Genomic DNA, 19,799 nt, shown 5'->3' with positions numbered 1-19,799 from the left:
CGGCGGGGCCGCAGTAGTAGAAGTTGGGCTGGGCTTCGTAGCGGACGTCGAGCTGACGCTCGCTGTTGCCCTTGCGGTCGGCCTGCACGGCGGCGGCCTGGACGCCCGGGGTGGCCTGGGCGGCGATCGCGGGTGCGGCGATGCCTCCGGCGGTGGCGGCGGCAGCGGCGATGGTCAGAGCGGTCTTGCGCAGCATGGTGGTACGCATGATGATCTGAACCTTTCGTCGGGGGTGTGCGGCGATCTCCCGTGGGGGACGGGTGTGCCGCGGGGGATGGTCCGGGTTCGTCGGCGTCCGCGCGGTGGGGACTGCTACGACGTCCGGTCCAGGTGTAACGCCGGGGGGTGCGGAGTCATTCCGACCCGGTCGGCGGGTGCGGCGCCGGGGGAGGCGTCGCGGTCATGCCATGTACAACCCCCGGCCCGGGCCGATGATTCCGCGATCGGGGCGGCCATGGCGAGGCGACGGTCGGCGACGAACCGGACAAACGGGCATGAACTCACGGTGCGGTACGCGTCGCCGTCGCCGTGCGCGGGCAGACCTCCGACATCGCACAGGCCGCGTTTCCGGGGCCTCGGAGCGGGAAAGCGCCCGGCTCGCGAGGAGGCCGTCGACGTCAGGGGAGCGCCCGTGTGGCAGGAGAGCCGGTACATCGCCGCCCGGGAGCGACTGTCCCCGGTCGCCGGGGCGCCGCTCTGGTGCGACGCGCACGAATTCGGCCTCCGGGGTGACGGTGTCACCAACGACCAACCGGCGTTGTCCGCGCTGGTCGACCGGCTCGGTGAGGGGTACGTCGCCGACGGCCGGGCCCGGGTCATCTACTGCCCGCCGGGGATCTACTCGATCCGGGACGCCGGCACCGTCTGGCGCAGCGGTGTCTCACTGATCGGCGCGGGGCCGGGCGCGACCCGGTTCCTGTTGAGCAACGAGGGCAACCGTGCCGACCCGACGCCGCTGGCCTTCTGGACCACCGTGCAGCACGGCGCGGACCGCGACCGGCACATCGCCGACTGCACCTTCGCCGACTTCGAGATCGACGGCTCGGGCGTGGCCATGGCCGAGTACAGCTATCTGGCCAAGGGACTCGGTCTCCAATATGTGGTGCGCGGGGTGTTCCGCAACCTCTACATCCACCACACCGGGGCGACCGGGCTGGGGTGCGACTTCCTTCAGGACAGCCTGATCGACGGCGTCGTGGTGGTCGGCTGCGGCCGGCTGGACAACGGCGAGGAGATGGGCGGCGCGGGCATCGGCATCGGCATCGGCGGCTGGGGCGAGGTGGAACGCTGCACGATCGCCAACTGCACGACCCTCGGCAACGGCACCAACGGGATCTTCCTGGAGTTGCAGAAGCCGTACTGGACGCCCCCGCGCGGGTACCGCATCATCGGCTGCCACAGCCAGGCCAACCGGTTCGGCATCTCCGACTGGGGTGCCGACGGGCTGATCGTCTCGGCCTGCACCATCACCGGGAACCTGGAGGCCGGCTTCGACGTCTCCGCCAACGGCACGGCGGGCATCGCCGGTCGGGGCGGGATCCTCAGCGACTGCGTGATCGACCGCAACGTCCGCGACGGGATCAGCATGGGCAACACCCCCGGGCCGTACGCCATCCGGGGCAACCGGATCAGCGGCAACGGCTGGTACGGCTATCACCAGCACGACCTGGGCGCCGGCTACCAGGGCCCGTCGTCCGACGTGGTGATCAGCGACAACGAGTTCTGGGACAACGGTCTGGACGCGATCCGGATCGACCGCCCGATGGTCGACGCGGCCATCGTGGACAACCGGATCCGCAACAACGGCCGGCAGTGCGCCGTGGAGTCGAGCGGCTCCGGTGAGTCGGTGCGCTACGCCCGTCGGGCGGTGACCGACCGGTCGGCGAACTGGCCGACCAACGGGCACCGGGGCAAGGTGCTGCGGGTGGGCTCCCGGATGGCGGTGGTGGTCGGCAACAGCGACACGGACCTGGACCTGGCCGAACTGCGACCGGACGCGGCGACCGCGTGGAACCAGGACGTCCCCGCGCCGGGTACGGCGTACGAGTTGCCGGCGGCGGCGCCGGTGCGGGCCGGCATCGTGGTCAACGCGCACTTCGACTCCGCGTCGGTGCGCGGCAACCGGATCTGGGACAGCAGAGAGGAGCCGACGCAGACGCACGGGCTGTGGATCACCGAGCGGGGCTCCTGCGTGTCCTGCCGGGTCGAGGAGAACGACCTCGCCGGCAACGCCGAGAGCGCGCTGCGGCTGGACAGTCCGCCGGTGGGCGGTCGTTGGGACCGCAACCACGTGGAGATCGACTGAGCGGGTCTCAGCCCGCGTCGTCGGGCGCGGCGGCCTCGGCGTGGCGGTCGCGCAGCCGGGCCCGGATCTCCTCCGGGGTGTACGCGCGCCGTCGCCGTTCGGCCCGGGCGATGACCACGCCGGAGGCCGCGACCCCGGCCAGACCGGCCAACCCGAGGACCTTCCACCACCGCATCCGTTGCCGCATCCGCATAGGGTAGTCCTTCATGAGCATCAGCCTGGACGAGGCGGTGGAGCTGACGCGTACCGGTGACGTGTGGGTCTTCCGCGGCCGCAGCGTGCCCGACCGCGCCATCCAGTCGATCACCAACAGCCCGGTCAACCACGTGGGCATGGCGGTCGTGCTGGACGACATGCCGCCGCTGATGTGGCACGCCGAGTTGGGTCGGTCGCTGCCGGACATGTGGACCGGCACCCATCAGCGTGGGGTGCAGCTGCACGACCTGCGCGACGCGGTCTGCGTCTGGGCCAACCGGTACGGCCAGCGGGCCTGGCTGCGTCAGCTCGACCCACCGGTGGACGCCGAGATGGAGCGGTCGGTGCTGCGGACCATCGCCCGGCTGGACGGCACGCCGTTCCCGTCGACGGCGCAGCTCGCCTGGCGGTGGATGCGGGGACGGGTGCCGGCGGTGCGGTTGCCGGTGCCACGGCGGCAGCGGGCGAGTACCGATCGCGAGCGGACCCTGGAGCGCGAGCGGACCCTGGAGACGGCGTACTGCGCCGAGGTCGTCGCGGTCACCTACGAGGCGATGGGCCTGCTGCCGCCGGGCAAGCGGCCGAACTGGTACGACCCGGGTCGGTTCTGGAGCGGTGACGACCTCGGCCTGCGGGAAGGTGCCCGGCTGGGCAGCGAGATCGAGGTACGGATCCCGGAGCGCTGAGGTTTCGCCGACCGGCGTGGTGGCAATTGCATGCGACGTGAATGCTTCCACCGATCTCGACACGCTCACCGAGTTCTTCGACCGGTACGGCGTGGCCCTGACCGTCGGCGACCTGCCCGCGATCGCCGGTTGCTACGCCCTGCCGGGGTTGGTGGTCGCCGACACGTACAGCTTCTCGTTCACCTCGCCGGCGGCGGTGGCACTGTCCTTCGTGGGCGCCGCTCCCGACTACGCCGAGCGTGAGCTGGTCGCCGCGCACGCCGACATCGAGGAGGTGCAGCAGGTCTCGGCGCTGCTGACCGAGGTGGCGGTGCGGTGGGAGTTCCTGGACAGCCAGGGCCGGCAGGTGCCCGGCGAGCGGTACCGCTATCTGCTGCGGGCCGCCACTGAGGGTCCGGTCATCTGCACGGTCATCCGTACCGGCTGACCTCGCGGTGCGGGCCGTCGTGTCCGGCCGTCCCGGGGACCTGGCCCGGCGGGTCGGACGACCCGCCCCCACCCGTTTCGCGCCCCGCTGTCGCCGTGACTAGGCTGTCGCGTCGGTGCGACGAGGGGGGACCTCAATGGCAGTGCGGCCGTCGGGTGCCGAGACCACGGAGACGGCCCGTCGGCGGGCCCTTCCTCGGATGATCGCTTCGGCCCCCTGGGTGGTGGTCTCGGTCGGTGTCGGCGTGCTGGCGGTGCTGCTGGTGGTCGCGGCGCTGGCCTTCCGGGGTCCGGAGCAGCCGTCGTCGTGGAAGCCCGGGCCGGCGATGGCGCTGCCGACGCCGTCCACATCGGACCAGGTCACGTCGGCGCCGTCCGGTCCGGAACGGCTCAGCCCGGCGCCGGGTGGCGCCGCCACGTCCGCCACGCCAGGGTCGTCGGCGCTGCCGACCCCACCGGCGCGGACCGCCTCCCCGGCCGGGCGGTCGGAGGCCAGCCGGTCGCCGAGCGGACCGACGTCCGCCCCGCCGGCGTCACCCGCCGCGCCGGGTGCGCTCACCGCCAGTTATCGGGTGAGCGGTGCGGCCGAACCGGATTCCTTCCGCGCGCAGGTGGTGGTGCGCAACGGCACCGCCGAGTCGCGCGACTGGCAGGTCGAGTTGCGCTTCACCGGCGACGTCACCGGGATCCGGGCCTCCAGTGGGCCGGGTGTCTCGGTGAGCATCAAGGGCGGTGGATGGTACCTGCTCAGCGGGACGGTGCAGCTCGCCGCCGGAGCGCAGCAGACGGTGGATCTGCGGTTCAGCCGTACCGGCGGTGGCGAGTACCCCGCCCACTGTGTGGTCAACGGTTCCTCGTGCGCCCTGTGATGACCGTACTGTTAGGACGGTTTGGTGTTTCCCTGGGGACTTTTCCCTTTCGCTGAAGATCGTTACGCTTGCCCGGCTGCCCGCTGAGGAGATTCATGTCCGGTATGCGTCGCGCTCCGCGTCATCTCTCACCATCGCCCGGTCCCGCCGTCGCGTCCTCGCCCTGGATCCTGATGTCGATCGGCCTGCTCGCCATGGTGATGCTGTTCGTCATCGCGATCGGGGCGTACCGGGGACCGGGCCCGGAGTTCGATCCCGGGCCCCAGGGACCGGCCGCCGCCCCACCCATCCCCGAGCGCGCGTCCTCGGCCGGACGGGAGGCGGCGAGTCCGCCGGCGCCGGCGGTGCCCGGGCTCTCGCCGCGCAAGACCGACCCGCCGAGCGAGGCCGGCATCACCTCGCCGGAGCCGTCGCCGCCGGGTGTGTCGACCCCGCAGGCGCCGCCGATGGTGTCATCGCCGCCGCGTAGCAGCGCCCCGCCGGTGGCCAAGCCCGCGCCGATCGAGGCGCAGTACCGGGTGATGGACACCTTCCAGGGCGGCTTCATCGCCGAGGTGTTGATCCGCAACACGTCGCGCGGCGATCTGGGGTGGGTGGCGCGGGTGGAGTACGCGGGCGGTCGGGTGGTGACCGCGTGGCTGGAAGGGGTGCCGCAGGGCACGTTCGACGGGCGCCGGGGCACGCTGACCTATCGCAGTGGTCCTCACCTGTCGGCGGGCGCCTCGGTGGCGCTGCGCTTCCACATCGAGTTCGCCGATCCCTCGCCGAGGAACTGCTCCGTCTCGGGGAGTGCCTGTAGTCGTCGGTGACTGCCGGCCCGCCGGTCGTGGGCCGCCACCGATCTCATCCTTGCGCAAGAGACTGCTCTGTTGCCGCTATGTTTGCAAGGTATTGCAGAATGTTTCGGCAAGGGCTAGCGTGCGGGCCAATCAGCAGCCAGAGGAAGGCCGTCGATGAAACCCCCGCCGCTGTCGCGTAAGGCCCTGCTCGCGTTCGTCTTCCTGCTCACCCTGACGCTGGCCGGCGCGCCGGTCGCGGTTCCCGAGAGCGCCACCGCCGCCGGTCGCTCGACCACCGGGGCGCCCAGTGCCACCGGCGCCGTCACCTGGCCCACCGAGCCGTCCGCCGCCGCTCTGCTGGCGGCGGGCACCGACGAGCGGGCGACGGCGGAGCAGTTCTATTTCGTGCTGCCGGACCGGTTCGCCAACGGCGACCCACGCAACGACCGGGGCGGCCTGACCGGTGACCGCCTGCGCACCGGCTACGACCCGACGGACAAGGGCTTCTATCAGGGCGGCGACCTGAAGGGGCTGATCGAGCGGCTCGACTACATCGAGGGGCTGGGCACCACCGCCATTTGGCTCGCCCCGGTCTTCGCCAACCGTCCGGTGCAGGGCGAGGGCGACGACGCGTCGGCCGGCTACCACGGCTACTGGATCACCGACTTCACCCAGGTCGACCCGCACTTCGGCACCGCCGCCGACCTCAAGCGCCTGGTCCAGTCGGCGCACCGGCGCGGCATCAAGGTCTATCTCGACGTGATCGTCAACCACACCGCCGACGTCATCAGCTACGCCGAGAACCGGCAGACCTATGTGGACAAGGCGACCACGCCGTACCGGGACGCGCAGGGGCGGCCCTTCGAGGACCGCAACTTCGCCGACGGATCGCGGCCCTTCCCCGAGGTGGACACCCGGTCCTTCCCGTACACCCCGACCTTCCGGACCCCGGCGGACGCGACGGTGAAGGTGCCCTCCTGGCTCAACGACCCGACCATGTACCACAACCGGGGTGACTCCACCTTCGTCGGCGAGAACAGCGAGTACGGTGACTTCGTCGGTCTCGACGACCTGTGGACCGAGCGACCCGAGGTGGTCCGCGGCATGACGAAGATCTACGCCGACTGGGTGCGCGCAACCGGCGTGGACGGCTTCCGACTGGACACCGTCAAGCACGTCAACATGGACTTCTGGCCGCAGTTCAGCCAGGGCGTCACGCAGGCCGCGACCCGCGCCGGCAAGCCGGACTTCTTCATGTTCGGCGAGGTGTACAGCGCCGACCCGGAGATCGCCTCCAGCTACGTCCGGCAGGGCGGACTACCGGCCACTCTGGACTTCGGCTTCCAGGAGGCGGCGCGTGGCTTCACCGCCGCCGACGGCTCCGCCACCGCGCTGGCCGACCTCTACGCCCGCGACGACCTCTACGCCGCCCGGGACACCGACGCCGGGCGGCTGCCCACCTTCCTCGGCAACCACGACATGGGCCGGATCGGCTCGTTCATCGTCAACGGCGACACCGACCCGGCCACCCACCTGCGCCGCGATCAGCTCGCCCACGAGCTGATGTTCCTCACCCGTGGCCAGCCGGTCGTCTACTCCGGCGACGAGCAGGGCTTCACCGGCGCGGGCGGGGACAAGGACGCCCGGCAGCCGATGTTCGCCTCCCGCACCGCCGACTACCTCGACGACGACCTGCTGGGCACCGACCGGACCCACGCCCAGGACCAGTTCGACCGGGCGCATCCGCTGTACCGGACCATCGCCGGGCTGGGCGACCTGCGCCGGGCACACCCGGCGCTGCGCGACGGTGTACAGGTGACGCGGCACGCCGCCGACGGCCCAGGTGTCTTCGCCTTCTCCCGGTTCGACCCGCGCGACCGCACCGAGTACGTGGTGGCGGTGAACAACGCGCCGACCGCGCAGACTGTCACCGTGGACACCTGGTCGGCCGGCGCCACCTTCACCGCCGTCTACGGCGCCACCGGTCGGCGGGCGACCGCCGGTGACGGCACCCTGACCGTGACCGTGCCCCCGCTGTCGGCGGTGGTGCACCGGGCCGGTCGGCCCGTCGCGCTGCCCGCCGCCAAGCCGGGCCTGACCATCACCACCCCCACGGGTACGCCGGTGGCCACCCGGGCCGAGGTGACCGCACAGGTCAGCGGGGACCCGCTGGCCACCGTCACGATGGCGGCCCGGGTGGCGGGCGGCACGTGGACCGTGCTCGGCTCCGCGCACCGGGCGCCGTACACCGTGCACCACGACCTGACCGGGCTGGCCGCCGGCACGAAGATCGAGTACAAGGCGGCGGTCCGGGACGCCCGGGGCCGTACCGCCACCGCCCGCTCCACCGCCACCGTGGGCACCCCACCGACCGGCTCGTCCCGCGACTGGCTGGTGGTGCACCACCACCGCCCGGACGGCGACTACGACGACTGGGGCCTGTACGCCTGGGGCGACATCGATCCGGCGTACGCGACCGAGTGGCCGCAGGGTCGCCCGTTCACCGGCACCGACTCGTACGGGCGGTTCGCCTGGGTGAAGCTCAAGCCGGGGGCGACGTCGGTCGGCTTCCTGGTGGTCGACGCGGACGGCAACAAGGACGTCGAGAACGACCGGACGGTGGACGTGACGCGCACCGGTGAGGTCTGGGTCAAACAGGGTGACCCGGCCACCTATCCGAGCCGGGAGGAGGCCGCCGGGACACCGGCACCGCCGGTCGAGGAGGGCGTGGCGGTGATCCACTACCACCGGCCGGACGGTGACTACGACGGCTGGGGACTGCACCTGTGGGACGGCGCGGCCACGCCCACCGACTGGGCCCGCCCGATGCCGCCGACCCGGATCGACTCGTACGGTGCCGAGTTCCGGGTGCCGCTGGCCGAGGGCGCGACCGGGCTGAGCTACATCATCCACTCCGGGGACACCAAGGACCTGCCGCAGGACCAGCGGCTCGACTTCGCCGAGGCAGGGCGGGAGGTCTGGCTGCTCGCGGCGACACCGGGTCGGCTGCTGCCGCCGACGACCACCGGCGACGGCGGCGGTGACACCGACATCACCCGGCAGGCGGCGCACTGGATCGACCGGGGCACCGTCGCCTGGCGGACCGGTCCCACCGACGGTCGGGCGTACGCGCTGGTGACCGCACCCACCGGCGGGGTACGCGTGGTCGACGGCGACCTGGTCGGCACGTACACCTCGCTGCCGTTGACCGCGCGCCGCAACGGGCTCACCGAGGCGCAGCGCGACCGGTTCCCGCACCTGTGGGACCGGCGCGCCTTCACCCTGGACAAGCGGGACCTGGCGAAGGTGCCGGCGGCACTGCGCGGGCAGGTGCTGGTGACCGAGCGGGCCGCCGACGGCACCCTGCTCGGTGCCACCGGCGTGCAGCTCCCCGGGGTCCTCGACGACGTCTACGCCCCGGCCACCACCGCCCGCCTGGGCGCCACCTTCACCGGTGGCGTGCCGTCCCTGGCGGTGTGGGCGCCGACCGCGCGGACGGTGGCGCTGGAACTGTTCGACTCGCCCACCGCCACGCCGCGTGTGGTGGCGATGCGTCGCGACGACCGCACCGGTGTGTGGTCGGTGCGCGGGGCACGGGACTGGACCGGCACGTACTACCGGTACCGGGTGCAGGCGTGGCAGCCGGCGGCCCAGCAGGTGGTGACCGCCTCGGTGACCGACCCGTATTCGGTGGCGCTGGCGGCGGACTCCACGCACAGCCTCATCGCCGACCTGACCGACCCGAAGCTGGCACCGGCGGGCTGGTCGGCGCTGCGCAAGCCGAGTGCGGTGGCGCCGGCCAAGGTGCAGATCTCCGAGCTGTCGGTGCGGGACTTCTCGATCGCCGACAGCACCGTGCCGGCCGCGCGTCGCGGTACCTTCCTCGCCTTCACCGAACCGGGCACCGCCGGGATGCGGCACCTGAGGTCGATCGGTGACGCGGGGGTGACCCACCTGCACCTGCTGCCCGTGTTCGACTTCGCCACCATCCCCGAGCGGCGTGCCGACCAGCGTCAGCCCGACTGCGACCTGGCCGCCGCACCCCCGGACTCCGAACGCCAGCAGGAGTGCGTCGCGGCGGTGAAGGACACCGACGGCTACAACTGGGGGTACGACCCGCTGCACTACACCGTCCCCGAGGGCGGGTACGCCGTCGACCCGGACGGCACGCGCCGGACCGTGGAGTTCCGGCAGATGGTGGCCGGGGTGAACGGTGCGGGCCTGCGGGTGGTGCTGGACGTGGTCTACAACCACACCTCGGCCGCCGGCACCGACCCGCGTTCGGTGCTCGACCAGATCGTCCCGGGCTACTACCACCGGCTGCTCGACGACGGCGCGGTGGCCACCTCCACCTGCTGCGCCAACACCGCACCCGAGCACGCCATGATGGGCAAGCTGGTGGTCGACTCCCTGGTCACCTGGGCCAGGGAGTACAAGGTCGACGGGTTCCGCTTCGACCTGATGGGCCACCACCCGAAGGCCAACATCCTGGCCGCCCGTGCCGCGCTGGACCGGCTGACCGTGGCCCGCGACGGCGTGGACGGCAAGAAGATCCTGCTCTACGGCGAGGGTTGGAACTTCGGCGAGGTGGCCGACGACGCGCGGTTCGTGCAGGCGACCCAGGCCAACATGGCCGGCACCGGGATCGGCACGTTCAACGACCGGCTGCGCGACGCGGTGCGCGGGGGCGGCCCGTTCGACGAGAACCCCCGCCACCAGGGCTTCGCCTCCGGTCTGTTCACCGACCCCAACGGCGACCCGGTCAACGGCTCGGCGGCCGAGCAGCGGACCCGGCTGCTGCACCAGCACGACCTGGTCAAGGTGGGCCTGACCGGCAACCTGCGCGGCTACCGGTTCACCGACTCCGGTGGTCGGGAGGTGACCGGGGCACAGGTGGACTACAACGGTTCGCCGGCCGGGTACACCGACGCGCCGGGCGAGGCGATCACCTACGTCGACGCGCACGACAACGAGATCCTGTACGACGCGTTGGCCTACAAGCTGCCGCAGGGCACCTCGGCCACGGACCGGGCCCGGATGCAGGTGCTGGCGCTGAGCACGGTGGTGATGGGTCAGGGCGCCGGGTTCGTGACCACCGGCACCGAGCGGCTGCGGTCGAAGTCGCTGGACCGCAACTCGTACAACTCGGGGGACTGGTTCAACCAGATCCGCTGGGACTGCACGCAGGGCAACGGTTTCGGCATCGGGCTTCCGCCGGCCGAGGACAACCGGGACAAGTGGTCGTACGCCCGACCGCTGCTGGCGGATCCGGCGTTGGTCCCGGACTGCGCGGCGATCGCGCTGACCGACGCCCGGTACGCCGAACTGCTGCGGATCCGGGCCTCCACGCCGGTCTTCGGGCTGCCCACCGCACGGGAGGTGCAACGGCGGGTCGCCTTCCCGCTCTCCGGCCCGGCGGAGACGCCCGGGGTGCTCACCATGACCCTGGACGCGGGTGGCCTGGGCGGGCCGTGGCGGTCGGTGACGGTGGTCTTCAACGGCACTCCGCAGGCGGCGACGCAGCGGGTCGACGCGCTGCGGGGGGCGGACGTGTCGTTGCATCCGGTGCTGCGTTCCTCGGCCGACCCGGTGCTGCGTACCGCGTCGTTCGCGCGTTCCAGCGGTACGTTCCAGGTGCCGGCGCGCAGCGTGGCGGTCTTCGTGCAGCGGTAGCACGTGGTCCGGCCCCGCCGATCCGATCCGCAGATCGGTCCGACGGGGCCGGGTCGTCACCTCGGCCTGGTGATCAGCCGAAGCAGTTCGGAATCGCGGTGATGGTTCCGGCGCAGTTGGTCGGCTTGTTGGCGGTGATCGCGGACTTGTCGTCCACGTTCACCTGGCCGATGAAGCTGAACACGCCGCCCGGCGCGAGGGTGGCGAAGTTGTGCGACACCCTCGTCTTCTCCAGGTCGATCTCGCCGGAGACGGTGAAGATGCCGCCACCGACACCCAGCGGGCCGACGGCCCGGTTGCCGCTGATCTCGCTGTTGCGGAAGGTCGCCTCGCCGGTGCCGTTGAAGACACCGCCACCGAAGAAGCCGGCCTTGTTCTCGACGATCTTGCTGTCCGAGACGTTGGCGATCGCCGTGAAGCCGAGCGCCAGACCGCCGCCGACACCGACGGTGGTGTTCTTGGCGAGCTCGACGTGCGCCAGTTCCAGGGTGCTGTCGTCGCCCGCCGCGGTCACGCCGCCGCCGGCCAGGACCGCCGTGTTGTGCAGGATCTTCGAGTGCTGCACGGTGGTGTTGCCCTCGATGTCGAGCAGGCCACCGCCGAAGCCGAGCACCTCGTTGCCGGTGATCTCGGTCTTCTCGATCAACGCGGTCCCGCCGTCGATGTCCTCGCGGAAGATGAAGGCGGCACCGTTGGCGACACCGCCACCGCCGATGATCGCGTCGTTGTTGATGATCCTCGACTCGGCCACCCGCAGCACGCTGGCGTTGAAGATGCCGCCGCCGTACAGGAACGCGGTGTTGTCGGCCACGGTGCTGCGGTGCAGGTCGGCCTTGCCGAAGTTGGCCAGGCCGCCACCGACGCCACCGGCCTGGTTGGCGACGATGTGCGTGTCGGAGAAGGACGCGCTGCCGCCGGGCTGCACGAGCACGCCGCCACCGTCGTTGGACTCCGGCTCCAGCAGCACCGAGGGAGCGGCCTTGGCCTGGGCGGCCTTGAGCGCGGCACCCTTCGGCGCGGCCTGCAGCAGCGGCAGGTACTCCTTCTTGGCCTCGGCGGCCTTGGTCGCCTCCACCGAGTTGGAGAACCGCGACCACACGGCCTCCGGGGTGTCCCCGTTGACGGGCAGGGCCCGGGTCTGGCCGTTCTTGATGGTCAGGCCCTTGACGGTCAGGTTCCCGCCGCGTCCCACGTTGAGGATGCGGAACTCCTCGGCCGTGGCGTCCCGGACGATCTTGGTGTCGTGCCCCTTGAGGACGACGTTCTCGGTGATGACCGGCAGGCCGTTGGGGCCGGTGCCGTCGCCCAGGTCGGAACGGGTCAGCGAGTAGGTGCACCCCTTGGCGAGGTTGAGCACGCCACCGTGGTTGTCGTTGGCGAAGACGAGCGCCTGGATCAGCTTGTCGGAGTCGCAGGGCACCTCCTTCTCGTGGTCCTTGCGGTCGTCGCCACCACGGTCCTTGTCGTGGCCACCGCGGTCGTCGCGCTGGTCGCCACCGCGGTCCCGCTTCTTGCCCTCGTGCCCCTCGGCGGCGTCCGGGCCCCGGTCACTGTCGGAGCTGACCTGCTGGGCGGTGGACCAGCGCAGACCGTCGGCGCTGACCGCGCCGGCGCCGATTCCGACGGCGGCGATGCTGACCACGCCGGTGAGACCGGCGACGCCACTGGCGAGCCAGAAGGCGCGACGCCGCTTCGGCGCCACCTCCGGCTCCGCAGCGTTGTTCTTAGCTTGGTAATTGGACATCGGAGCTCTCTGCCCTCTCGTCGTACCAGACAGGGTCGTCACACGCGGGTGAGCTTCCCCTGCTACAAATCGGTTGTAGCTCCCACATGCACCGTATGAGAGTGTTCCTCGCTTCGGGCCCATATCTGAGATAAACCCACATTGGGTACGCTCAGCATGGGAGTGGTGCAAGCGCTCCGAAGGGTGCAATACAGTCCAAGTCCGTGGCGATCGGCCGCCGACGTCCGTCGGGGCGGGTACGCGACCCGGGCTCCTCCGCACGCGGCGGAGGAGCCCGTCTATGTGGTCGTGCTCTGGATTCACCCGTACGCAGAAGGAACGATCAGCCGAAGCAGCGCTCCGGCACGACCGGGCTGCCGGAGCAGTTGGTCGGTCGGTTGGCGGTCACCGCGGAGCTGCGGTCGATCCGCACGCCGTCGTTGGTGGTGTAGATGCCACCGGGCGGCAGCACCGAGAAGTTGGCCTGGACCGTGGAGCGTTCCAACCGGACCTGGCCGCCCTCGTTGTAGATGCCGCCGGCCACCGAGTTCTGGCCGACCACCCGGTTGGCCACGATCGCGGTGTCCCGCACGACGGCGGTGCCCCCGTAGGTGGCCAGTCCGCCACCGTTGCGCTCGGCGACGTTGTCGGTGATCTCGCTCTGCGCGATCACCGCCGTACTCTCGGGTCCCACGCCCAGCCCGCCGGACGTGTCGTCGGCGGAGTTGCGGGCCACCAGGACCTTCTCCAACGCGAGCTGGCCGTCGCCCAGGGCGAGCAGGCCACCGCCGTCCTCGCCGCTGTGGTTGCCGACGACCCTGCTCTGGGTCAGCGTCGCGGTGCCCCGATAGGTGAGGACGCCACCGGCGTTGTCGGTGGCCCGGTTGTGCTCGATGGTGCTCTTCCAGACCCAGAGCGTGCCACCGGCGCCGGGAAGCCCGAGGCCGGGCACGCCGTTGCCGATGCCGCCGCCGGCGACCGCGCTGTTGTCCGTGATCGAGGATTCCTCGAGCCGGAACACCCCGGCGTTGAACACGCCGCCGCCGACACCACCGGCGCTGCTGGTCGCCACCCGGCTGTGGGCGACCCGTGCGGTGCCGAAGTTGGCGATCGCGCCGCCGTTGCCGCCGGCGTGGTGCAGCAGGAACTCGCTGTGCTCGACGTCGGCGCGGCCGCCCCGCTGCACGAGCAGGCCGGCGCCGTCGCCCGGCGCGACGTCGACGAGTGTGGCGTCGCCACCGGCACCCCGGGCGGCCTCGGTGGCCGAGGCACCCGTGGCGGCGGGGACCTTCGCGGCGGCCTTGGCGGCGGGGGCCTTCGTCGGCGTGGCCGCCTTCGCGCCCGCCTTCGCGCCCGCCTTCGCGTTCGTGCCGGCCCCTGCCTTCGCCGGTTTCGCGACGGCCTTGGCGGAGAGATCGACCTTCGCCCTCGCCGCCGCGATCGGGTCGGCATGGGTAAGCCCACCCTTGACGACGACGTTCTTCAGGGTCAGGTGACCGCTGCGGCCCACGTTGAGAATCCGGAACGGCTCGGCGTTCGCCGCCCGGACGATCGTGGTGTCGCGCCCGGCGAGCGTGACCGCCTGGGTGATCACCGGCAACCCGTTGGGGCCGGTGCCGTCGCCCACGTCGGAGCGGGTCAGCTCGTAGGTGCACCCCTTGGCCAGCTCCAGCGTGCCGCCGCGGTTGTCGTTGGCGTGCTCGATGGCCTGGATCAGTTTGTCGCTGTCGCAGGGCACCTCGTGTCCCCGCTCCTTGTCGTCGCGACGCTGCTCGCCGGAGGACGCCTCGCGGCCCTTGTGCTCCGCGCCGGTCCGACCGGGCTCCTCGTCGCCCCGACCGTCCTCGCCGGTGGTCGGGCCGGGAGCCTCCGACTTCGGCGCGGCCGCGGGTTGGGCGTCCGAGGCGTTGTTGCGGTCCCCGGACTTCTGGTCCCGAGCGGCCACGCCGCCCAGGGCGGCCAGTCCGACCACCCCGGTGAGGCCGGCGACTCCGGCCGCCACCCATATCTTGCGTCGTCGTCGACCTGGCGGGACCGGAGGCGGCCCACCGTACGAAGTCAACTCGTCATTGGACATCAGAGCCTTCCGCCCTTTCCTCCTACCAGACTGACCCGCACCCGTACTAAGCGGCGCGAGTAGCTACAAACAGCCTGTAGCCTCTGATGAACACCGTATGAGAAGCATCTTCGCGAGGATGACTAATACGAAAAAACCCCATAACTGCCTCAGCTCGGGCGTGCGGCTGCCAATCGGGGGAGTAACACCGAAAGCGCCGGGCACCACCGGGGCATGACGAAGGGCGGGCCCTTCGCAGCGGCGAGCGTTCGCCCACTGGAAAGGCCCGCCCTTCGGCAGGTCGTACGGGTCAGCCCGGCAGGCGGGGTCCCGCCTCGCGCTGCTCGGCCAGCCAGGTCTCCACCTCGTCGGCCCGGCGCGGCAGGCCGGCCGACAGGTTCACCGCACCGGCGGCGGTGACCAGGACGTCGTCCTCGATCCGGATGCCGACGCCGCGCAGCTCCTCCGGCACCAGCTCGTCCTCCGGCTGGAAGTACAGCCCCGGCTCGACGGTGAGCACGTAGCCCTCGCCCAGCTCCCCGTCCCGGTACTTCTCCTTGCGGGCGTGGGAGCAGTCGTGCACGTCGATGCCGAGCATGTGCCCGAAGCCGTGCAGCGTCCACCGCCGGTACACGGTCGACGACTCGTCCATCGCCTCGTCCACGCTCACCGGCAGCAGCCCCAGCTCGGCCAGGCCCTCGGCGAGCACCCGCATGCAGGTCAGGTGGACGTCCTTGAACTTCACGCCGGGCTTGATGAACTCGATGCCGGCCTGCTGCGAGGCGTACACGATGTCGTAGACCTGGCGTTGCAACGGGGTGAACCGGCCGTCGACCGGCAGCACCCGGGTCACGTCGGCGGTGTAGAGGTGCTGCCCCTCCACGCCCATGTCCATCAGCAGCAGCTCACCCGGTCGGGTGACACCGTGGTTGTGCACCCAGTGCAGGATCGTGGCGTGCTCGCCCGCCCCGACGATCGAGCCGTATCCGACGTCGTTGCCGTCGTGCCGCGCCCGCAGTGCGAAGACGCCCTCCAGCAGCCGCTCCGAGACGCCCCGGTCGGCCGGCAGCACCCGGGCCACGTCCTCGAAGCCGCGTACCGTCGCGTCGATCGCGTCCTGGAGCTGGGCGATCTCCCACTCGTCCTTGACCAGCTTCAACTCCGACACGGCGATCGCCAGTTCCCGGTCGCGGGCCGGCTGGCCGTCGGCCCGGGGCCCGTCGTACGGGCGCACGGCCGAGTCCACCGAGGCGTCGAACCCGCGCAGCACCCGGGTACGCGCCGGGGCCAGGTCGCCCAGCGCCGCCTCCAGTTCGGTCAGGTCGGCGGTGGGCAGCCCCAGCTCGGTCGACTTCTCCGCCAGGGTGTGCCGGCGGCCCACCCACAGCTCACCATGGCGGCTGCGGAAGAACTCGTCGGTCTCCCGTGAGGAGCGGGGGCGCATGAACAGCGTGGCGTCGTGCCCCGAGCCGTCGGGCCGCAGCACCAGGACCCCGTCCGGGTCGTAGTCCCCGGTCAGGTACGCGAAGTCGCTGCCCGGGCGGAACCGGTACTCGGTGTCGTTGGCGCGGACCTTCTCGCCGCCGGTGGGGATCACCAGCGTCTCGCCGGGGAAGGCCGCGGAGAGGGCCGCGCGACGCTTGGCGTAGTTCGGTACCTCCGGCCGGGGGTCGACCGGCAGCCCGGTGTCCCGCCATCCCTGCCGCATGAACGACAGGAACGCCGGTGGGAAGTCCGGGTCGTGCGACTCCGTGCCGTCGGCCGGCTTGCCGTCGGTGCGTTCCTCGGTCATTCCCCGCTCCCTTCGCCGCATCGCTGGTGCCGACGGTACCCCGAAACCCGTTCCGGTCCAGAGCCCGGCAGTGCTGCGACGCCCGATCCGGACGCGTGGAAAGATGACGGCCATGTGCGGACTCCTGGCCTTTTTCAGTGCCCGCGGCGACGCCGCCGCCCACCGCGACAACATCGCCGCAGCGCTGGAATGCCTGCACCACCGTGGCCCGGACGAGACCGGCGTCGAGGTGGTCGGGGACGCCTCCGGCCGGTACGCGGACGGGGTGTTCGCCCACAAGCGGCTCGCGATCATCGACGTGGCGCTCAGCCACGAGCCGCTGCCCTACGCCGACGGCCGTTACCTGCTCACCTTCAACGGCGAGATCTACAACTACATCGAGCTGCGCGAGGAGCTGATCCGCGACTACGGGGCCCGGTTCGCCACCAACGGTGACGGCGAGGTGATCGTCGCCGGTTACCACTACTGGGGCGAGCAGGTGCTCACCCGGCTGCGTGGCATGTTCGCCTTCGTCATCTGGGACCGGCAGGAGCGCCGGGCGTTCGGCGCCCGCGACTACTACGGCATCAAGCCGCTGCACTACCTGGAGACCGCCGACGGGCTCTACCTCGCCTCGGAGAAGAAGGCCCTACTGCCGTTCGCGCAGTCGGCGTACGCCGGGGACGCCGGGGTGGACACTGCGAACCTGAGCCATTACCTGACCCTCCAGTACGTCCCCGAGCCGGGCACCCTGCACAAGGGGATCAGCCGGATCGGTTCGGGCGAATACCTCACCTGGACCCCGGGCGGCCGGATCGACGTGCGGCGCTGGTACCGGCCGGTGTTCCGGCCCGGCCCGGTCGCCGACGAGCAGAAGCTCTACCACGAGATCCGCGAGACGCTGCGCGAGAGCGTCCGCATGCACATGCGCTCCGACGTGCCGGTCGGGTCGTTCCTGTCCAGCGGCATCGACTCCACCGCGGTGGTGGCGCTGGCCCGCGAGTTCAACCCGAACATCCTCACCTTCACCGTCGGCTACGACGTGCCCGGCTACTCGGAGATCGACGTCGCCCAGGAGTCGGCCCGCCACCTCGACGTGACCACGATCCCGACGAAGATCGGGCCGCAGGACATGATCGACGCGCTGCCGAAGATCGTCTGGCACCTGGACGACCCGGTGGCCGACCCGGCGCTGGTGCCGCTCTACTTCGTGGCCAAGAAGGCCGCCGAGCACGTCACGGTGGTGCTCTCCGGCGAGGGCGCGGACGAGTTCTTCGGCGGGTACACGATCTATCGTGAGCCGCTGTCGCTGAGCAGCGTCAACGGGCTGCCCGGCGGGGTCCAGAAGGGTCTGCGGGCGGTCTCCAAGGCCATCCCGCAGGGGGTCAAGGGCAAGAGCTTCCTGGAGCGCGGCACCACGCCGCTCGAGGAGCGCTACTACGGCAACGCGCGGATGTTCACCGAGGAGGAGAAGCAGCACCTGATGCGGCGCTACGACCCCTCGGTGCGCTACACCGACGTCACCGCGCCGATCTACGCCGAGTGCACCGAGCTGGACGACGTCACCAAGATGCAGTACGTCGACCTCTACACCTGGCTGCGCGGGGACATCCTGGTCAAGGCCGACCGGATCTCCATGGCGCACTCGCTGGAGGTGCGGGTGCCCTTCCTCGACCGCGACGTGTTCGAGGTCGCGGCGAAGATCCCGGTCGACCTGAAGCTGCCGCCCCGCTCCGACGCCACCAAGTACGCCATGCGCCAGGCGTTGCAGGGAGTGGTGCCGCCCGCCATCGTCAACCGCAAGAAGCTGGGCTTCCCGACCCCGACCCGGGTCTGGCTGCGCGGCGAGATGTACGAGTGGGCCCGGCACGTGCTGAGCACCTCCGGCGCCGGCGACCTGCTCGACCTGTCGTACGCGCTGCGCCTGCTGGACGAGCACAAGCGCGAGGAGGCCGACCACTCCCGCAAGGTGTGGACGGTCCTGATCTTCTGCGTGTGGCACGCCATCTTCGTGGCCAAGACGCTGGACCCGGGCATCCAGCGCAACCAGTCCGCGCTGCTCACCAAGCCCGTCGTCGGGTCCATGGTGCGCTGATCTCAGACACGGACGAGCCCCCCTGCGGTACTCCGCAGGGGGGCCGTTCCGCGTTCGACCGCGTCAGCGGGCGGCGCAGGTGGCCGTCGGTAGCGAGGTGCTGCTACCGCTGGCCAGGAAGCCGAACGTCGTGCTGCTGTTGACGCCGAGGCTTCCGTTGTAGGACACGTTCGTCGCGGACACCGTCGACCCGGACGAGGTCTGGGTCGCGTTCCAGACCTGGCTGATCTGCTGGCCGCTCGGCCAGGTCCAGCTCGCGGTCCAGCCGTTGAGCGCCGCGGTGCCGTTGTTCCTGACCTCGACCTCGCCCTGGAAACCACCGGACCAGGTGCTGGTCACCCGCAGGGTGGCAGCGCAGCCACCGGTGCCGGCCGGCGGGGTGGTGGGCGGAGGCGTGGTGGGCGGCGGGGTGGTCGGCGGAGGCGTGGTGGGCGGCGGGGTGGTGGGCGGCGGAGTCGTGCCGCCACCGATCCCGGTCACCTCACCGTTGCCGCCGTCGAAGGCGACGTCGGAGCAGCCGAAGAAGTTCTCCTGGCTGTCCGAGCGGACCCACCGCGAGTAGATGATGTGCCGGCCGGTCTTGTTGGCCGGCAGGGTCCCGGTGAAGTAGTAGTGGCCGTCGTTGGTGCCGACCGCGCCGCGCTGCGGCGGGTTGGTCACCGTCAGGAACGGCTGCTCCTCCAGGTCGCTCCAGGCCAGCGCCCTGGTCGGGCTCCAGCTGTTCTTGGTCACGTAGAAGTAGAACGTGCCCGGGTGGTGCGCCCAGTTGCTGTACCGGAACTCGATGGACCGGCCGGCGGTCAGGTGGGTGATCGGCCAGTCGTTGCGGGCCAGGTCGAAGCCGCGGAAGCCGGTGGCGCCGCCGCTGCACAGCTGGCCGTCGGGGATGAAGCCGGTGGTCCGCCCGTTGGCGTCCGAGCGCAGCACGCTGAACCAGTTGTACAGCGAGTTGGCACCGGACTGGGCGACCGCGGCGGAACAGGCCGGGTTCTGCGGCCGGATCTCACCGGTGGGGGAGAGGCCGTCGCGCCAGCACAGGAACGTACGGGCGCCCGGCGTCATCGCCGCGCCGTGCGCGGCGGCCGGATCGGGGCTGGCCGTCACGGCGACGACCGCGCTCGCGGCGAGAGTGACGGCCGCGAAGAACATCGCGGCCAGACGAGGTCGGTGCACAGGTTCTCCTGACTCGCGGGGCACACCGTGCGGGGTGGCCCCGCCGAA

Annotated in this window: 12 protein-coding genes and 1 pseudogene; 7 read left to right on the top strand and 6 right to left on the bottom strand. The window is 71.3% G+C overall.

From position 1 onward, the window contains the following. Positions 1–208: pseudogene (locus ACWDVW_RS21035) on the bottom strand (C39 family peptidase); the annotation flags it as partial. A gap of 423 nt (positions 209–631) precedes the next feature. On the opposite strand from ACWDVW_RS21035, the gene ACWDVW_RS21030 reads away from it, so the two are divergent. Then, positions 632–2,305 (top strand): right-handed parallel beta-helix repeat-containing protein, encoded by a 1,674-nt coding sequence (locus ACWDVW_RS21030; protein ID WP_449951421.1) that lies wholly within the window; start codon positions 632–634, stop codon positions 2,303–2,305. A 7-nt stretch (positions 2,306–2,312) separates the two neighbouring features. Here ACWDVW_RS21030 and ACWDVW_RS21025 read toward each other — a convergent pair whose 3' ends face one another. Further along, the gene (locus tag ACWDVW_RS21025; RefSeq protein ID WP_350696808.1) at positions 2,313–2,513 is read right to left on the bottom strand and encodes a hypothetical protein; all 201 of its coding nucleotides are present in this window, start codon (positions 2,511–2,513) and stop codon (positions 2,313–2,315) included. On the opposite strand from ACWDVW_RS21025, the gene ACWDVW_RS21020 reads away from it, so the two are divergent. From ACWDVW_RS21020 to pulA, 5 genes are all read left to right on the top strand, one after another. Beyond that, positions 2,512–3,186, top strand: a complete 675-nt coding sequence (locus ACWDVW_RS21020; protein WP_449951419.1) for a hypothetical protein — start codon at positions 2,512–2,514, stop codon at positions 3,184–3,186. The two genes, ACWDVW_RS21025 and ACWDVW_RS21020, sit on opposite strands and share 2 nt — an antisense overlap. Positions 3,187–3,223: 37 nt before the next feature. Beyond that, complete coding sequence (locus ACWDVW_RS21015; RefSeq protein WP_350696623.1) at positions 3,224–3,613, top strand: hypothetical protein; 390 nt, start codon at positions 3,224–3,226, stop codon at positions 3,611–3,613. A gap of 199 nt (positions 3,614–3,812) precedes the next feature. Next, positions 3,813–4,481 carry a hypothetical protein gene (locus tag ACWDVW_RS21010; RefSeq protein WP_449951416.1) on the top strand — a complete coding sequence of 223 codons (669 nt, stop codon included), beginning with the start codon at positions 3,813–3,815 and terminating at the stop codon, positions 4,479–4,481. 173 nt (positions 4,482–4,654) lie between these two features. Next, entirely contained in the window at positions 4,655–5,290 is a 636-nt protein-coding gene (locus ACWDVW_RS21005; RefSeq protein ID WP_449951412.1) for a cellulose binding domain-containing protein, read from the top strand. A gap of 144 nt (positions 5,291–5,434) precedes the next feature. Next, positions 5,435–10,933 carry a pullulanase-type alpha-1,6-glucosidase gene (gene pulA / locus ACWDVW_RS21000; RefSeq protein ID WP_449951409.1) on the top strand — a complete coding sequence of 1,833 codons (5,499 nt, stop codon included), beginning with the start codon at positions 5,435–5,437 and terminating at the stop codon, positions 10,931–10,933. A gap of 73 nt (positions 10,934–11,006) precedes the next feature. On the opposite strand, the gene ACWDVW_RS20995 is transcribed toward pulA, so the two are convergent. The 3 genes from ACWDVW_RS20995 to ACWDVW_RS20985 all read right to left on the bottom strand — a co-directional run bounded on the left by ACWDVW_RS20995 (position 11,007) and on the right by ACWDVW_RS20985 (position 16,504). Further along, positions 11,007–12,677 (bottom strand): hypothetical protein, encoded by a 1,671-nt coding sequence (locus ACWDVW_RS20995; protein ID WP_449951407.1) that lies wholly within the window; start codon positions 12,675–12,677, stop codon positions 11,007–11,009. 322 nt (positions 12,678–12,999) lie between these two features. Beyond that, complete coding sequence (locus ACWDVW_RS20990) at positions 13,000–14,733, bottom strand: right-handed parallel beta-helix repeat-containing protein (RefSeq protein ID WP_449951404.1); 1,734 nt, start codon at positions 14,731–14,733, stop codon at positions 13,000–13,002. 289 nt (positions 14,734–15,022) lie between these two features. Then, a complete protein-coding gene (locus ACWDVW_RS20985) occupies positions 15,023–16,504 on the bottom strand; it encodes an aminopeptidase P family protein (protein WP_449951401.1) in 1,482 nt (493 codons plus the stop codon). A 112-nt stretch (positions 16,505–16,616) separates the two neighbouring features. On the opposite strand from ACWDVW_RS20985, the gene asnB reads away from it, so the two are divergent. Further along, positions 16,617–18,578 carry an asparagine synthase (glutamine-hydrolyzing) gene (gene asnB, locus ACWDVW_RS20980; RefSeq protein WP_396743052.1) on the top strand — a complete coding sequence of 654 codons (1,962 nt, stop codon included), beginning with the start codon at positions 16,617–16,619 and terminating at the stop codon, positions 18,576–18,578. Positions 18,579–18,641: 63 nt separating this feature from the next. Here the strand turns inward: asnB and ACWDVW_RS20975 are convergent, their stop codons facing one another. After that, entirely contained in the window at positions 18,642–19,727 is a 1,086-nt protein-coding gene (locus tag ACWDVW_RS20975) for a lytic polysaccharide monooxygenase auxiliary activity family 9 protein (RefSeq protein WP_396743321.1), read from the bottom strand. Positions 19,728–19,799: the final 72 nt, after the last annotated feature.

The sequence above is a fragment of the Micromonospora sp. NPDC003241 genome, from assembly GCF_053589795.1.
Note: the sequence above shows the minus strand (reverse complement) of the source record. Positions and strands in the feature narration are given on the sequence as shown.